The organism is Candidatus Eisenbacteria bacterium, assembly GCA_018831195.1.
Taxonomy (GTDB): domain Bacteria; phylum Eisenbacteria; class RBG-16-71-46; order CAIMUX01; family JAHJDP01; genus JAHJDP01.
The window spans coordinates 1-18024 of the sequence record JAHJDP010000076.1 but is presented as its reverse complement, the minus strand read 5'-3'; the positions used below and the strand labels follow the sequence as shown (position 1 = coordinate 18024).

General features: G+C 52.5%; 9 protein-coding genes. All 9 read right to left on the bottom strand.

All coding sequences use genetic code 11. The features are described from left to right. Window positions 1-39 precede the first annotated feature (39 nt). The 9 genes from KJ970_12670 to KJ970_12630 all read right to left on the bottom strand — a co-directional run bounded on the left by KJ970_12670 (window position 40) and on the right by KJ970_12630 (window position 17837). Window positions 40-2712, bottom strand: a complete 2673-nt coding sequence (locus KJ970_12670; protein MBU2691772.1) for an SIR2 family protein — start codon at window positions 2710-2712, stop codon at window positions 40-42. Window positions 2713-2786: 74 nt separating this feature from the next. Then, window positions 2787-8078 (bottom strand): hypothetical protein, encoded by a 5292-nt coding sequence (locus KJ970_12665; GenBank protein ID MBU2691771.1) that lies wholly within the window; start codon window positions 8076-8078, stop codon window positions 2787-2789. Then, complete coding sequence (gene drmD, locus KJ970_12660; protein MBU2691770.1) at window positions 8075-11362, bottom strand: DISARM system SNF2-like helicase DrmD; 3288 nt, start codon at window positions 11360-11362, stop codon at window positions 8075-8077. The genes KJ970_12665 and drmD overlap by 4 nt, the downstream gene beginning before the upstream one ends. 234 nt (window positions 11363-11596) lie before the next feature. Further along, a complete protein-coding gene (locus KJ970_12655; GenBank protein MBU2691769.1) occupies window positions 11597-12556 on the bottom strand; it encodes an HNH endonuclease in 960 nt (319 codons plus the stop codon). A gap of 165 nt (window positions 12557-12721) precedes the next feature. Further along, window positions 12722-14614 carry a hypothetical protein gene (locus KJ970_12650; GenBank protein MBU2691768.1) on the bottom strand — a complete coding sequence of 631 codons (1893 nt, stop codon included), beginning with the start codon at window positions 14612-14614 and terminating at the stop codon, window positions 12722-12724. A 23-nt stretch (window positions 14615-14637) separates the two neighbouring features. Next, window positions 14638-15441, bottom strand: coding sequence for a protein phosphatase 2C domain-containing protein (locus KJ970_12645; GenBank protein MBU2691767.1), 804 nt, complete (start codon window positions 15439-15441; stop codon window positions 14638-14640). After that, window positions 15419-16096: a VWA domain-containing protein gene (locus KJ970_12640; GenBank protein ID MBU2691766.1), complete on the bottom strand. Its 678-nt coding sequence runs from the start codon at window positions 16094-16096 to the stop codon at window positions 15419-15421. Before KJ970_12640 ends, KJ970_12645 begins: the two co-directional genes overlap by 23 nt. A gap of 98 nt (window positions 16097-16194) precedes the next feature. Continuing rightward, entirely contained in the window at window positions 16195-17337 is a 1143-nt protein-coding gene (locus tag KJ970_12635; protein MBU2691765.1) for a hypothetical protein, read from the bottom strand. Window positions 17338-17495: 158 nt separating this feature from the next. Next, window positions 17496-17837: a hypothetical protein gene (locus KJ970_12630; protein ID MBU2691764.1), complete on the bottom strand. Its 342-nt coding sequence runs from the start codon at window positions 17835-17837 to the stop codon at window positions 17496-17498. Window positions 17838-18024: the final 187 nt, after the last annotated feature.

The following is an 18024-nucleotide window of genomic DNA, read 5'->3' as shown; positions in this document are numbered from 1 at the left end:
TAAAGGCGATTACAATACTCGAACGTAGCTAAATCTAATCTATTTCCCCTTTTCTTCGCGTCGCTTCTGCGCCCTTTTATATTTTGTTTCTCCTCTTCTTCTCTTTTTTAGCAATTTTTCTGCGCGCTTAGCGCGTTCATCCGCAATTCTTGCCTGCTCCTCAGCCCTACGTTTTTCTTTCTTAAGCTGATTGATTTGATCTGTATCCAAATAGGCAGACAGAACCTTTGAGAGGCTTCTAACAGCTTCAGGCCTCTGAACAGGATCGATTTCTGAAAGAGACTCAGGGAGCCCATCTGGGAATATTTCTATTTCAAGTTTTTCAAGCCGAGGTCTTAATTCATCTTCATAAGCCCGGTCAGCAGCCGCTATGATTCCTGAAAAGTAGCGTTCCAATTCGACATCCTCGATAAAATCACTAGCAGAATTAAAGTATTCAGAACGTATAATTGCCCCGAAATCAAGAATTGCAGAAGGATTCATATATGTACTTAAGAATGCACCAAGAGCATATGGGGTCGTAATTATATTTCTATTGATTGCACAGGGGCTCTTCGCAGCAATTCGATTCAGATATCCGCCTGATGACAATATAGCAACATTCGACTTACACCCTAAATGGAAATAGATTCTTTCCCACTCGTGTACAATAGCATATGCTTCAGCTTCACTCTCCATTCGCATCATGGTTTTTCCGGATATGTTATCCAACCCTATGAATTCTTTCGTTAATTCCCTAACCTTTAAATATTCTCTACTAGTATTTTCAATTTCTCTTGTTTCAATAATATTTACTTCGTATACTTCCTTCAGGATTTTCACAATTGCCTGCAAATCAACAGTTGCCGCTCCAGTACATTTATGGAGATAATCATATATCGATATTTGCTTCCCTTTTTTATTACCAGCCCTAATCATGCCGCTAAGAAATTCATTGCCATCGTAACCACACATTCCTCTTGCGGCTGCTAACACAACATTCTGATCGCCCTTGTTATCTTCGATGAAATTTCTTGCCCATACCGCATGCTTTTGGGATTCTTGAACAAAACCTCCTGTTGTGATTAGCTGAAGCCCATTACTCTTCGCTGAGGCAAGAAGTGCAGATATCGCTGTGTGATTTGGGCTTTCACATGCCAGCAAGGGAATAAGTATATTCGAGTCTAGGATTACCGTCCTTCCAGAAATATATTTTCGAAGCATGCTATAGGCATCAATATCAAGTCTAAGACAGTGGGTACAAAAGAGACAACGACCAAGATGTTCTATAATAGCCCGCTGAGATGCATTTGGTTTTCGAAGCATTTCGATAACATAATCAATAAATCGTAGCTTTTTAGAACTGCTCACAATTACACTTGACCGCTGCGATATCAAATCAAAGAGGCTCAATGAACTTGTATTAATTGGATTACTGTGTATTGATAAAGCAACGGCCTCCGCTGCACGTTTTGTAAATATATCCACCAATACACATTGTAGCAATTCGCCTATTTTACCATCTCCACGCACAACCAACTGTACATGTTCACCAAGATTTGCCCACAGCCTTTCATATTTCCTATTCGATACTGAAACAAGTTCGTGCCCCTTTGTACTCAATTTCAAGAGTTTCCCGTCATCAATTACCAACTCTTCACTGAGACATTCCTTTAGCGTATCACCTAGCTGCTTTTCTCCTAGTTTCGCACCGGCAGTGTCCCTGAGCGTCTTTGACAGATCATTTTTTATAAGGCCTTCTGGACATTTGGATATAGCACTCAATATCACTGATTTTACCGCTGCTACAATTGTCGGGACACCGGCATTTCGCGCTGCATCATAAACATAAAGTATTTGCGCCATTCGTAATGAATCATGATCCATAACTATTGATTCTTGCGGAGCTTCAAGCCACTTCAATACCGTAGACAATATCGATCGCAATTCTTTATGCCCGTTATCAGATGAATAGCCAATAATATCGATGTTATAATCTAATGAAAATTGAGTAGCCCGTTTGTGATCCACATCGGGTATTAACGCCAAGACCGGATATTTGCGGCGCAAAACGGTAGTCACTCTTCGCGCAATTGCCTGGAGATCGGGATCAGATAAACTATATCCCATGATGACAATTGCGCTGTTATATAAATGCGACTCAATCACTTTTCTCAGTGGTTTGTACTCGTCAGCCTGCATAAGGCGCGAATAATCAGTATCAGTTATAATTAATTGCCCCCCATGTACCGTTGAGCCATGCACATGTAGAATGGACTTTTCATATGAAGAAGGATCTAGCTCCTCAATTGATTCCTTATTGTTAGTATAGACTCCTGGTACCATTTTATAATTCTTTAAATGCCTCTCAAACACTTCATCGTAGTTAGTTGTCATGTATAGTTTGGCCGGAAGCCTTGCCATTAAAGCATAGAGCTTACCTTCTCGGCCATTATCCTTCACTACTCGTTTTGTAACGTTCTCAACGAAAGTTCTACCCGAAAAACCCTTCGAATTGAGAATTCGCTCAACATCTCCTATGGCTTTGGGAATGAAACCTCTCTCAATGTCTTTTGAGACTGCTAGCAAGGGTGCATTAACTATCTTGGCACCTTCTTCTGCTATTTGTCTTGCTAGCATTTCCCAGGTCGGCAAACCGATCTCTGCCGAAGGCCCCACACCAAAAAGCACTACTGTGCGGTCAGCCCCAAATGCTGGAATCAATCTTCTCATACGCAATTCTCCTAAAAAATTACTTCGCTGACTTAGCTGTCATTCGATATCAATATGACAATGATGCCCAATTGTTAATTCTCATCCTTGTTCTCGTAATTTAGTCTCATCTGTCCAAATGATGTAAAATATTCTGATCCGTACTGACTATACTTTGGTGCCACCTTACAAAACGACTTTGTGCCATTCTTCTTTCCTTCACAAACCTTCTCATAGTTCCATTTGCCCAAAACATTCCTGGCGTGCAGATGGCATTCATCCCAAGATTCTTCTATGCCCTGGACAAGTTGCCAGTCATAAAAGCGTTGCCCAAGTTGTTTTGCAACAGATTGATCATCTTGGGACCATGGTTCTTCACCGAGGCCATAGTCTGATAAGCGTAGCGTCTCAGGCAAAAGCCAGCCATCGCCTCCATTTTGATTGCAATAGGCAGCAATTCCACTCTCGAGATCACCTCCCTTTGATTCAATTAATTGTTCAAGAAAATAGAACGCAACAATGGATAGAACTGTATGGCGATGCGCAGGTATTTTGTCTCTGTCAATGCGCCAGAACCCTCTTGCCGACAGGTCTGGCGACCGAACTGAACTATGATATGATACTGGAGAATCGCAGTCCTTTAGAATATGCTGAACGTCTGCATCATTAAATCCGAACGCTGCAAAGGCAATTGCGTCTAGACTAGATAGGTGTGCTAATCGATTTGATTGAGTGAGAGCCCAACAACTCTTCCAGCTGGTTAATGATGATGACCATTTCAATAACGCAGGTGCAAATTTTTGATTTCCTGCTGCAAGTGATAGCGCAAATTTACTAAGATGATGGCTCCACTTAATTGGCAAGACCGGAAGCTCAGTTGCTAAGTGCTGATCTATGTGTGTTCCGGTCAAACGTTGTCGTACTGCAAAATCAGCGACAAATGAATTTAAAGAAGCACACAGCGCCCACGCATGTGAGCTTTCTAAGAGTACCAAGTTTGAAGTCATGTGCGGGGTTGGATCACCGCAGATGACAGTTGCTATCATCGATCGCGTATCTGTATTCCTTGCAATGTTTCGATAAGATACCTTTGGTGAAGTTATTACTCGCGGATGTGTGTTTACATCCTCAAGTGAGGCCAAATATTGAGGATTTACAAGCTTATGTGACCAATCGACCTGATTCCATCGTGCTGATAATCCAGAACCAGAAATCCACGCTTTTGCCGCGAAATCATATGCTGAAAAGAGTCGTCCCTCGTACAACGGCAACGCTGTATCTTCTATGCGATCCTCGTGGATCCAGGCATCAGCTTCGCGGGAGAGGATGATGCCTTCGGGGATGTCGGCACGAGGGATTGGGAGCGAATCATACGGAGGTTGCGCACAACGCACCCGCCACTGCGTCCGGGCGACGTCGCCCGGCTTCAGGAGGTGGCCGTGGACGAATTGGGCTTCGGCAGTGCGGCGCTCGGGGCCGGCGGTGGTGTCGAAAAGCCAGTCTTCAAGCTCGATTTCGACCGGGACGGGCTTCGTGGGATCAACGCCGAGCTCGGCCCAAAGCTCCCCTATTGGCCGCCAATCCCCCTTCAACCAACGGCTGTACTCATCCGGGCGGTAGCCCTGCGCCTCCCACTTCGGGCGTGGGGGGAAGAGATGGGCATCGGTGTTCATCATGAATTCAAGCTTGTACTTAATGCCCCAGCCATCGGGGCCGTCATCACCGAGTAATACAGAATTCGAATAGATTTTCTCGAGGATTTCGAGATCGCGGGCCGATTGAATTTCGAGGATCGCCTTGGATCGCGGGCTAAATTGATCCACCTGCGCGCGGGAATAATCGGTCACAAAATTCTCTGCCCGTTCCCAGTCCTCCAGATTACGGCGCATGAAGGCTGTTCGGATGGCCGCGGTCTTGCCCCCCTTCTCGATAATCACCGGGTTGAATTTGAAGCGGCTATCGATATCGAAGAGCTTCGCCCGATTCTCAAATCCAAACAACCACTCCCACCGGCAGTGATCCAAGAAAAGCTCCCTAAGTGGTTTCGACCAGGCATCGCTGTAGAGTCCGGAGGGAATGATTTGCCCCAGTCGCCCACCATCGCGAAGCAAGGCGTGGCATTGTTCGAGGAAGAGTTTGTAGGTGAATATGCGACCCATTTGATATCTGAAAATGTGATTTGATTGCGCGTAAGATTTCGACTTCGCCCTAATTTTCCGCCAGCGGTTGTGAATTTCCTTTCCGCCATGACCCAGCGGAAATATGCCTCCGCCACAGTCTGACGATGGATCTCCAAATGGATTTGCTGCGTGAGTCACCCAGTGAGAAAAACTTCTGAAATCGGCACAGAAATCCAGCCAGCGGACCTCTATCTCCCGGTGCTTTTCGTACATGCTATTTCGGCATTCGCGCTTGACGAGATTCCCATATGTTCGAAATAGAGGGTCATAATTGGAGAAATATTCTTCGGGGTTGGGTTGCAGATTCTCCCACGGCGGATTCCCCAGCATCGCATCGAATCCGGATCCCTCTTCAAAGAAGACATCCGGAAATTCGAGTTCCCAATGAAAAAATCCCTTCTCCGCCGCCATCCGATCCGCAATCTCCCGCGTTCTCTGTGAGGGATCAGCCAATGTTGATGGCAGGGGGGCGTCATCCAATTTATTCGCCGGCCAGAACCAACAGGCGCACCAGCGGTTCATGGCACTCTTTAACGATCGATATGCTTCGGAGCCCAGAAGTTCCTCACGATAAATCCGTGCCCGTTCGGCGCTGTCTTGCACGGGTAGATCATGCAGGCGCGAGAGTATATCCAGGGCTTCTTTGTGAACATGAACAGGATCTACGAACTCCTTTTCGCCGAGACGCCTTTGGCCCAATTGCGCCATGATTGTTGCGGCCAAATCACCCTGAAGTTTATCTTTAACAAATGCCTTGATCGCTTTGGTGCGCTCATCTTTCTTGAAGTGAACGCCATTGGTGTGTCCCTTGTCCCCGCCATCGCGATTCTTCCATGCCATGGCGGGGTAATGCTGGAATTGATCGAACCAGGCTCCGACCAGCGCATTCCCGCGCTTAATCTTGTGATCGAGAAAGGAGAAGGGCAGCGTGCGGTCCATGGTTTCGATCCAGAGGGCCAGGCGGCAAAGTTCAACGGCCAGCGGATCTAGATCGACGCCGTAGATGCAGCGTTCCACGACATGTCGGCGTAGGACGGCTTTCAGGCTCAGCTCAAAGCGCTCGTCATCGGGGCGGCATCCTAACTGCTCCTGCCCTAGAGCCAGCTCGGAAGAAGTGGATGACGGGGCGATGCCCAGGAGTGAAACGACGGAATCGTTCCCCTTCTCCCGGATGCGCTTGTGATGATGGACTGACTTGTAAAGCGAGTCGGTCAGAAAACGAAGCGCGGCGACGGGGAAGGTTCCTGATCCGCAGGCGGGATCGCAAACCTTGAGATTGAGGATCTCTTCAGGCTTCTTGGGAGTCCAATCGGCGGCGGGGGCTTTGGGATCCGGCTTTCCTTTTGTGTCGACGGGGGCTTCCCAAGCTAGTGGACGCAGGGTGCGTTGCACGGTGGGTACGGCGAGTCCGGGGCGTGTATAAAATGTGCCGGCCCCCTTGCGCGTTCCGCCCCATCGCACGAGAAACCATTCGCCGGGAAGGATGACGCGAATGACGAGCTGCCGGGCCTTGCGGCCGATCATATCTTCAAAGAGAAGTGTCTTTTCAGGGGTCAGCGTGCCGCGCGGTTTGCGGACAAGTTTCCCGGCGATGACGGCGCGGCGGGCCCATGTCTCCGCACGGGTCCGCGTGGCGTGGCGCTCGTCCTCTGCCTCCGGTTCCTCCTCCTCTATGTCCTCGATCAGCTCTTCTTCAGTTTCCTCATCCGCCACTTCGTCTTCTGATTCCGGTGTCTCCTCTTCATCAGCGGCTTCTTCGGCCTCTTCATCCTCGGATTCGCCATCGGCGCTACTCTTGTCCTTCATTTTCTCGAGGAGATCCTTGAGATCCTTATCCTCCATCTGCTCGAGGCGTGAGAGGGGCAGCGCCGGTTGATCACCGATAGCGAGGAAGATGACCGGGTCGTTGGGTGGGGCTGTCTTCAATTCGAAATCGAGCAGGCCTTCGTAAAGGATGCCGATGTATTCGCTCGAGAGATCGGTGAAATCGACCGGGGCGGTGATGAGGGTGCTGCTGCGGCCCTGGCGAATCTTCACCCGGGTGCGGGTGATATGTTCCAGGATCTGATAGACATTCCGATCGGTCATTGATTCATCATCGAAGCAGGCATTTTCAAAGACGGCGAGAGTTCGTGAAAGACCGCTCTGCGCGTCAGCTTTTCCGGGGGCAAAGAGTTCACCGCCATACAATGGGACCGGCAGCTCGGGGTGATGCGATCCGTCATAAACAAGGCGGAAGAGAGCCAGGACGCGCGGCCAGGCGCTGGTGGATCGGGCGAGACGATTGCCGCCGCGGGTGTTGACCTTTTCGAGTTCTTCCAGCAATCCGGCCAGGCCGTACGATTCGAAGTAGAGGGCGTTATCCCGGGGCAAGAGATCGCGGGACTCGGCGAAGAGGACCACGACCATGCGCATGATCATCCGCACGGCAGCGCGGTAGATATCCGCCGTTTCAACGTCGGAACAATCCCGCTTCAGGGCTTCGCTGTGGCCCCGGATGAGGACTTCGACCGATTCGCGCACCCGCTCGCCGAGGAATTGTGAAAGCTCCGCCTGTCCCTTGCGGCTGTCGAGGATAGCCTGGAGAAGCGGCGAGTTGGTTTCTTTCTCTGCCGGCTTCCAGAGGGTTGGCGAGATCAGGGTGCGGAGGATTGTTACCTGATCGGAAATCTCGCCCTCTTCGAACCAGAGATCGATGTCCCATTCGCACCAGGCGTCAAAGTCGAGTCCGGCAAAGATAAGGCGCCATTGGCGTCCGTTGGTGAGCAGGGCAAGCTGCTCAGGACCGGCGCGCAGCCACTGTAATACCTGGCTCGCCGCCTTCCGTCCGCGGCCGATACCGACCCGCTTCTCGCGATCGATGAAGATCGGAAGGCATCCGCCGTTGTGGCCGCGCCAGAGTTGCCGTGGTTTCACAATCTCGCCGGTGACGTCAGGGCGGCTCCAGTCGCTAGATACGGAACTCCCCCGCTGCCAAGATCCGGTCGTGTCGGTGAATCCGCAGATCCGCTGCAGGACAAAGGTGATGAAATCGGGGATGTCGGCGCCGTCGTCGAGAATCTGCCCTACCCACCGGCGGAGCTCGCGCTCATGGTAAGAGAGCAGCGGCTGGGGTTGATGGGTGATCAGTTCACGCTGCCGCTGCGCGTCGAGTAACAATCCGCCATGGCGGAGCCGGTCCCAGCCGGTCAATTCGACGGGCTTCATGAGACGCCTCCCGGCAGGCGGATCTCGATACTCACGGGAAAGACCTGCGCCGTGCCCTCCATGGCGTAGCGTTTCGGCAGGAGATAATTCAGGATGCGCTCCCGCTCCTTTTCAAGCTGGGCGCGGACCTCCTCATAGTGCAGGGTGCGGCGTTTGATCTCCTCTTCCCTATCAACGATGGAGCGGTCGAGTTGATCAAGATGGGCGACTGACTCGAACAGCATTCCCTGCTGCCGATCCTGCTTTAATTTTTTGACCTCTTTTTCGAGTTTGGCCAGAGTGTTCTCGGCAATCAGGCTCGAAACCTCCCCCTGGCGGCTGCGGTAGCGCTCATCCTCCTGCTTGCGCGCCTGTTCCCCATCCGTCTTGAGTTGATTTTTCAGGTCCGCAGTGAGTTTCTCAGCGTGTTTTTTAAGGAAGTTTTTGAGATCCGGCTCGACCTCGTCGAGCAGGCTGCGGGCCGTTTCATAGTGGGCCTTGTCGTGCGTGGCCGTGGCGTCGCGGAGCTGGATGGCCGGTGTGTGCGGCAGGCGCGCCTGTAGGGATCCGCCCTTGATGGGGAATGCGATCGTCCGGACCCAATGGTGGAATGTCTCGCGCAGATCGTTGACCGCAAGCTCTTCGAGGCTGAGGAAGACGAGTGCGTCCGCCCCCTTGGGGACCTTGCCGAGGCGAACCGCCCAGCGGGAGGCGGTGGCGTCGGTGCCGGGATAGCGGCAGCGGGTCAGGGAGCTGAGCGCCTTTTGCAGCATCGGGTGGGACAGGTGCATGAGGAGCACGTCGGGGCGCGGGGAGAAGATCCGGCGTCCGCCGACCTCTTCGATGAAGGGATCGGGGCAGAAGGCGATCCGGGCGACGGGGCCGCGGGTGCTGGTGCCGGTGCGGAGGCGGAGCGAGTCGTCAATAACCTCGATCCAGCCGGCCAGGTCGGGTTTGATGATCTTGCAGGTTTTCTTCTCCTCGGAGCATTCGAGCTGCGGACGGCCGGCGCGGATGGCCATGGCGGCCTCGAGGGTGTCTTTCATGGCGCCGGCATCGAGATCGAGCTCCGCGGCGATCGCTTCGAGATCGCGCGGGGCGTGGTAGCCCGTTTGTTCGGTTGTGGGGGTATCGTCGGCATCAAGAGTTGTGCGCTGCTGTGCTACTTTTATGCGCTTGTCGAGGTCTTCTTTGACGGTTTCGAAGTCCTCGCCCTCTACGAGACGGCGGTGGGCGGCTTCGTCGAAGAGCTCGTTGGCGGAACCGAGGTCTTCGCGTATTTCGTCGGCTTTGCGGATGATGTGGGCCAGGAAGCGGAGGTCGTGATCCTGGTCGCTGACAAAGTGGTGGACCGTGACATCGCGGGTTTGGCCGTAGCGGTCGAGGCGGCCATTACGCTGTTCGAGCTTGGAGGGATTCCAGGGGCAATCGAAGTGCAGAAGGTAGCGGGCGGTGCGCTGCAGATCGAGCCCCTCTGACGCGGCGTCGGTGGCGATGAGGAGGCGGACCGTGTGGTCGGGATTGTTAAAGGCCTGCTTGACGAGATCGCGTTCAAGTTCGTCTTGGCCTTCCTTTCCCCCGCTGCCGAAGAGGGTCAGGATGCGTTTTTCTTCGTATCTCTTGCGTAGGCGGCGGACGATATAGTCGAGTGTTGTTTTGTATTCAGTGAAAACGATGAGGCGCTCGTCGTCGCGCCATTTTTTATTGTTTTTGATTTTCGTGTCGATGATGTCGCAGAGAATGTCGAAGCGGGCGTCGTTCTTGGGATCTTGCTCGATGGTGGGTTTACCAGTGATGTCGATATTGAGGTTTTTGATGGCTTGATCGATGCCTTCGATTTCGTTTTTTGTTTCGCTTTTGATGGCTTTTAGCCAGGAGCCTATCGTGCCGGCGGCCGTGTCTTCCCGCTTCTGTGCCTCGCGGTCATCGCCGGTTTCTTGTTGAACGGATTTTTGGGCTGCCTTCATGTCGGCGTCGGTTGCCTGTTGGTCTTCTTTGAGCCCCTCCTGGCAGCGGCGCCACGATTCGGCGAAGGAGATAGGGCAACTGAGGAGCCGCTTGCCGAGGATCTCTACCGCGAAGGTTCCGGATTGTCTTCTTTGGCGATTTTGAGTCTTTGTATCGTCGTGGATGACTTGTCTTATTCTTTTGCGGAATTTGTCGAAAGCATCGCTGAGCGCGATTTCCTCTTTTGAGAGTTGTAGGGGCAATGCCAGGGGAATTTCTCTTGTACAAAATTTGTGTGGCTTAGTGCGCGCGTTGATCTCCCGCTTGAGGCGTCTTATTACGACCTGCTGGATTCGTTCTTTCTCCGCAGGTTTCAGCTCGGAGGTTTGGCTGAATCGGACCGGATCGAGGATCTCCAAGAGGCCGGTGAAGGACCGGGTGTGACCATTGTGGGGCGTCGCGCTGAGGAAAAGGCGGTGTTCAAAGTGCGGCGCGATCTGGCGGATCATTTGGCAGAGATCGCTGTCGTCGCCGAAGGGAGACGGCATGAGGTTATGGCATTCGTCGACGATGAGGAGATCCCATGGGAGATGCGGGCTGGGTGAATTGGCTTGTGCCTGGTAAGCCGACCTGAACTGCTCAAGGACATCCGGCTGCCGGAGATAGTGGTACGAGGCGATAATCCGGCTGAAAGAGCGCCAGGGATTGGCGTCGATGCCGAGCTTTTTGCGGAGCTTGTGAGTCTCTGAGCGATCGATGAGGTTGAACAGAAGGGAGAATTTATCCCACATCGCCTCGCGCCATTGGAGCCTGAGTGAAGCCGGCGTGAGGATCAGGACGCGTTGAATCCGGCGGCGAAGTAGGAGTTCCGTCAGGATCAGGCCCGCTTCGATCGTCTTGCCGAGGCCGACGTCGTCGGCGATGAGGAGGTTGACGCGGGGCATGCGCAGGGCTTTCAGGAGCGGGACGAGCTGGAAATCCTCCAGCTGAACGGCGCCGTGGAATGGGCTGGCGATCGGGAGCCGCTCGACCGGCCCCTCCCCGTCTGGATCAAGGTATGGGGAGGTCGCGGTCCACCGGGCGGCGCGGAGCAGCGCGTCGAAGTCGTTGCCTGGCATCGGGTCGGTTTTCTGGATGCTTGGGAGCGCGGTGGGTTCTAGGAGGTCTCCTCTGGGCTCCAATTCCCAGATCAGCCGCTCATCCAGGGGCCATTGATCGTCTTTGTATTCGAGGTGGACGAGGTGGAGGCGGCCTTTATCGCCGTCGTATGGCTCGACCGCCGTGACGACGCCGCGGCGATTGCGGATGGTGGCGAAGACCCCGACTCGGGGGATTTGGGTAGGCTGAGTTGGTGACATGTCTTTTATGCCGTCCCCCAACGCTCAGTTTTCCCGGTTTCGCGGGCGGATTTGCGGTTTTGACGCCCTGGACGCCGGGATATGAGAGGTCTTTTCACTGTTCGGTATGCACCAGCTAGCCGGAAGGAATGTAACATGTTGGGGGGGCTGGGGGAAGGGGATTCGTTTAGGTCCATCGATTGATGACATGCGATTCAGCTGATCTTCAGGCCATCCTAGCGCAATTCGGCAATTCTACCCCTTGAAGATCTCCGTGTTATGCCATTCAAGTAGTTCTCGTTGGGGCCGCAAATTTTCCATACTGGGCACCAAAATTGGGAATCCATTTAAACCGTAATAACTCCGACCATTCTTGAATTCGTCTCGTAGGCAATCTCCAACACGAAATGTATAGTTTTCGGTTATCGTCACATAACCATGGTCGTATAGACGATGTAAATCACGACGAAGCAAAATGCCATTATCAACGCGATGCTCACCACCAAGTCTGTAGGGTCTAATGTGCGCCGCCTCCAGAACAGGATCGGAATGCTCGCTTGTAACGGCACAGGCCCCGCCATAGGCCTCCCTTACCGCCCGACTGAACAGACCTTGCCCATATCGTGGTCGAATAGATATAGGACTTCCGTATCGTGGCTTGTCAGAGCCCACAATCTGAATGGGAGTCTCAATGTTCCAATATCGCTCCCCGCTTTGGGCCCGTGCGAGACATTCATCAAAAATACGGCGGCCTTCTCCTGAACCAAGATCGTATCTCTTTCCCTGCTGGATACCTGTTTTTGCCCAATCATTTGGTGGGGAAACCCAGTCTTTCTGATCAAAGAAGATGGGGGCGGCAATCATTATGCAACCTATCTCGAATTCGCCCGCATTCTCCAACGATCCCTGATCACCACGCAGTGGGATGATTTGGTCAAGCATCGCGTCAAAACTGTCAGCGCCATTTGACTCTTTGAAACACTCCCATGCCATCCATGCCGGGAGCCTTTCAAACCTCTCGAAAAAACCAAATCCCGCAATAGCCTTGTAAGGAGCACGGAGTTTGAAGTAAAAAGGTTCCCCGCGATTTAATGATCGAAAGTTGCGTCCTCCGCGAGGCTGCCAAAAATTGACCTCATCAAGCCTTTCTCGCGTTGAGAGGAAGGAATACCATCCGGGATCAGTTAACGCGATGTAGCCCTTGGCTGTTTCCAATGACATTCTCCATTCATCCGCTGTGTTGAATTGGTCAATTTGCGAGGGTCAATGGCACGTTCCTCGTTCATTCTAGACCGCGCACCCATTCTCGCATAAAGACGAAGATTTTGACAAATATCTCTTGTCAGGTTCCATAGATGTTGGAGAATCTCGATTTCACACCTATAAGGCGTCTCTTCGCGTTTGCGCAATCTTGTAGGCTTCCCAGGTCTTTTCCAAAATTGACAGGAGGCGCAATCGGGAGCTGTGGATTTCCAAGCTCAAACGTCTCAAAACGTCTGGTCCCTGCCGCAAAATCGCAAGCAAGCTCTGACGGCGCGCCTCGACATCCCGGTCGAGGGATTTTATGTCCCGAGGGTCGACAGGCTCATTCGGATTGAATCGGAAATTCCCTTCATGGCTCCGGCGCCACCGAATCAGATCAGACGTGAGAGACTCACCAAAGCCGGGGATCCGGATGACCTTCCCATATTCAACATCCGCCGCCGTTTCAATCCCGTATGATGCAAGCATGGAGGTCCTGCTTGGCCCTATCCCTGGGATTCTGGCCCGTGAAATCCGATAACGATCAAGATATCGCTTGCGCTGAAAGTTCTCGCGCTGCGCCTCGAGAATCGCCATGCGCCGACAACGTTCACTTGGCAAATCACTGAGCTCAGCGCGCACCCTTTCCAAGCTTTTTTTCTTTTCCGAGAAAATGCTCAGGGACGCCTGATCCCGCCACCTCCCAAGAGCATGTTCCCAATTGGCACTCGCAGAGGAGAAATCCTGTTTGGCTGCCATTCGTTTTTCGGTCGACACCCGCGGCCACACAATGAGGGCAAGAACAAAGGCAGCCAATGCTCCCAAAAACCCACCATTCTCCGCCAAAGCATTGCAGGCGACCAGTCCGGAGCCACCGAGAATAATGCTCGCGGCTTTGCGGAAACTTTTCAGGGCAGTATTTGGCAGATTGACACCGGCTGGCGGCTTCCAGGGGCGTTCAGATGGAAGCTCCGGGTCAGGACCCGGATCACGAACCGTCATAATAGCCCGCCATAGCGCCCCGACATCGATCTTCCCTGTAGGATCGTGGGTAATAATCCGCTGTCCAAACAATCGAACAGCCGTCTGCGCCTCAATATCACACCAAGGGCATGAGCTTAGATCTCGAGGATATTGGTGCCCGCTCACTACCTGGCATTGCAAAAGACGAGCCTTCAGGTCTTCGAGGGCTGATATCCAGCTTCTTGCATCCGGTCGCATGCGAGCATTCTCAGATCGTCCAAAGGCCCGTACGAAGTTCGCGGCAATGACTGTTCCCAGGGTTTCGAGGGGAATCGTCCCAGGGGGCCGTTCCATACGATGATTGGCGCGATCAGGGCCATAGGCAAAACGGTGTTCAGCAACTGCTCTCTCAATTCCCATATCACCCGGACCGGTGTACCGCCCAGCAAATGGATGCCGACCCATATAAAGAAGATGAAACAACAGGACAGCAAGACCGAACAGGTCGTGATTTGGGGTGCGGATCAAATTTCTGAGGGCCCGGCCATGAAGTTCTGGCGCTGTAAACAGAGGAACCCCAACATCGCAAGTGAATACATTAGCACCCTTACTGATTTGAAATGAATCGCAGTCTATAAGAACAACAGTCCCATTTGGGCCTACTAACAAATTGCCATGGTTGACATCACCGAGAACGTGACCACCCTCGTGGACAATGGCAAATGCTCTTGCGATATTGGCACCAACGTGAATCAGAAACTTGAAATCCGCTTGCGGAAATGAATCTGATCTGCTTTTGGGGCTATACAATTCATGCACGTCTCGCCGTGCGACAACCCGCGGCATCAAGAATCCACGGATTATACCTTTCGTATCCGAAAGCAAGTCTACCGGCCAAGCTGCAATTCTCAGAAGAGCTGGGTTTGCGGCTTCTGCCATCGCTTCTAATTTACGAATCCTCCGCTGATCAGGGGGGATGTTGTATATCTTCGCAACATGCCGTTGTTGATGTGCAATCGTGAAGACTATTCCTTCGCCTCCCCGACCGAGTTCCTGCTCGAGCCGCACATCTGTTCTAGATCGCGTCAAGGTTAGTCGCACAATTGGGACTCGTCATCATTCCGGCGAGTAGCAAGCAATAACGACAAATCGTCATCTGTTCGAGACCCGACCACTTCAGAAGATAGAAATTTCTGCAACGATGTGGAGAGCTTCCTTAGATCTTCACTGCCCTTTGCCTTAAATAGGGGTCTAAAAATTCCATTCAGAAACGGAACATGAATTGCCCTGGTTGCATAGTGCAGGGCTAACGGCTCCAGACCGTCGCTCATTAGTGCAACATCGGTTAAGGCGCCAGGCAAGATATCAATTTCTAGCCGTTCCATTGCATCATCATCCGTAAGAAAATGAGTAGTATTTATGTATTCTCCTCGCTGTGGCCAAAACACCCAACTCCACTCGTCCCAGCAATCGCTAACCACAATCAAACCATCGCCGAGTTGCAACGCACCGCCCCCCTCGGGAGTTAGAACAAGTGCAAGAAGTGTCGTGGCGTAGCTTCGCATAGGCGCTTTTTCCCGTCCGGCCTCAAACGCGATCGCCTCTCGTGCCAAAGCTGCAGCTTCCCGAAGACAGGCAGCAAAGTCTGATCGTTTTTCTGTCAGGGAATGTTTCAAATGTGCGATGACAAAATTAGCCGCTATCTCTGCACCGAGCTCAGCCATTTGAGCCGAGCCCGCACCATCTGCGACAGCCGCCACAAGAGCACAACCTGGCAGCGCCTCGTATGCCACCCTATCTTGACACGATAGATTTGTCTTAAGATGCGACGCCCCAGTAACCTGAGATGATACGACCTTCCACATATAGAATTTAGTCCACCACCGCCCAGCCATCAGGGGCAGCTGGGTTCGACAATGGAACGGCATCACCCGGCGTGGATCTTGAAATGCTACCAAGGGAGTTGGAAAGCCAAACAAACATCTCGCGGAATGACAGCCCGCGAAGCATCAACGGCTGCCGAATGGCAATCTGCGACAGTCTGTTTATGTCAGCTCCGTCGACACCAACAGCATAGAACATCAAAGACTTTGCGGCTTCCCCTTCGCGTATGGCCGCCGTAGCTGCACTGACATCATCTGTGGGTGCACCGTCCGTTATTAAAAATAGCCAGGGTCGATAGTAGCCTATGCCATTTCCTCTATACTTTGACTTCCTCTCGGCAACCAGCGCAACTGCATTCATTATGGCAGCTCCCATTGGTGTGTCACCACTTGCCACGAGTGACGGCGGCTGAAAGATATCGGCTGTAACAAAATTTTGAACGGTATGAACTGGGCCGAAGGTGACAATGGCGACCTCGACACGCTTAGCGGCCATGGCGTCAGAGCGCAGTTCCTCGGCGAAAATTTGCAGCCCCTCATTCAATTGGGCAATCTTCGCACCGCTCATTGAGCCAGAGGTATCAAGAAGCAGAGCGCATGGGCATCGTGGCTCAGGATTGTCGGCGAATTCGATTCCGTCAAATGGCACTTGGTCTAATTCTGACATTAATGGATCTCCTTCAACGATTTTCAGACTTTCTTCGGTCTGCGATATGCATCAAATTTTGCCCGATCCCAATTACTCTCGTGATCGCGCTATTATTATCATTCAAATTGTGGGGCGATGCAATAATTTCCATGATTGCCCGCGTGCGGATGTACCGGCCTCAGGAGGCTGCTCACGAGCCGCTGGATGACCTCAACTTCTTCATCACTTCCCTGCACATTGCTGCCGTGCTCCACCGGAATGAAGAGCAACCCGGCTTCCCGCGTAATCGCCAACGATCGCGCCGGCGCCTCTTTAATCCGCCCTTTTACGGAACCGGATCTGGCAACCAGGATCCTTCTTGCCGCCGTGTGTTCCTCCGGCTGAAGCCTCCCTATCGTAGACCGCCTCGGAAATAAACCGGCACAGGTCGGGATGCAGCCTCCAGGTTGTTCGAGAAAGATCCCCAGGTCATCCGGAATTGTGGCGTGATCTTGAAGGAGGTATTCGAGCGTGGACAATCCGCTTTCCCCAGGATGCACGCCCGAGGTCGACTGGCCGAGCTGCATCTGATCCACCAGCAGAAGGACATTGCGGGTGCTCGGGATCATGCCCCTGAGGTTGGCGATGCAAACCTGTCCGGCTTCATCGACAAACAGATAATCAAACTGACCCGCGGCGTCGGGGATGCTGAAGGCCCAAGCCGTGCCGCCGATAAGCGCCTTCTTTCCAACGGCTTGCTTTATGCTCGATTTATACTGGATCCCGGTTCTGTCGAAGAGCGGATCATCTTTGTCCCCTCCCACCTTCGTGGCTGATAGGCTGAATCCCTCATCTCGGGCGAACTCCGCAACCTTTCCCATCAGATGGCAGATCGATTTGTGGCTTTTGGCGCTGATCCCCACCCGCTTCCCCGCCTGCAGGAGCCCGAGGATAACGTGGGCCGCCGTGTGGGTCTTGCCGGATCCGCGAGGACCCTGGATGCACAGGGTCGTGTCCTGCATGTTCAGGACCGCATCAAGAGTGCCGGCAAGGATATCTTCGCCCTTGCGGATGATCGGGCCCCGCGTCCGTTTGCGAATCCGGGGACGGCGGCGGTGCAGGAAGTCTTCCAGGGCGGATGGGAGTTGGCCGGATTCCTGGTATTCCCGGACGGTTCTTTCGATCGAATCTTCGATCTTTTGGGTTGGCACATATTCGTTAGGGACAAGCGCGAGTTTCGCGGGTGGCTCCCCCCCGGTTTCCGCGAATTTCTTGAGCATTCACCTATAATCCGCTGCTCGGCCCAATGGCAAAAAGAGGGCGAATTCCGCTCGGATTCATTTGCAGAGCATTCGGTATCAATTTTGTATTTTAGCTTCTCCCATTTTGGTCATACCCGCTAACCAGCTTCTGATGCTCTATCCCAGTCGCTGCCAGCTCAGAAGCACCGGGCACATACAAAAGCAAACCAAACAACCTGCTTCAGCGGGACTTTGGAATAACTGCACCTAACCTGGCCGATCACACTTTCTAAAAATGTACCTGCCCCATCAAATCCAATTTCGCAATATTCACTGGCAATATCGAGGAGTTCCTCGGTGCTTCCATCCAAATTATCCAAGACCATTGTAGTCGTTGCGATGACATATCCCAAATCATACGCCCATTGAAGCGCTTCCAAATATTCCTGATTGGTAACCTCATATTTCCCCAAAATGAAATCCCGCGTCAATGTCACATCCCGCTGATTTACGCCGCAATAGGAACTTCCATCACCCATTCTAAAGAAGCCAGCCGGAACTATGTGATGAACGACACTGAAAATTCCCGGTGAACGACAAACAAAATTACCGGTTCTCGCTGCCGATAATACCATCTAGGACTTCAAGTTAGGAGACTTAGATGGTTACAAACCAGCAGGTGAGAAAATTGATAAAACTCATTCAACGAGAAAAGACTCTGGAGTT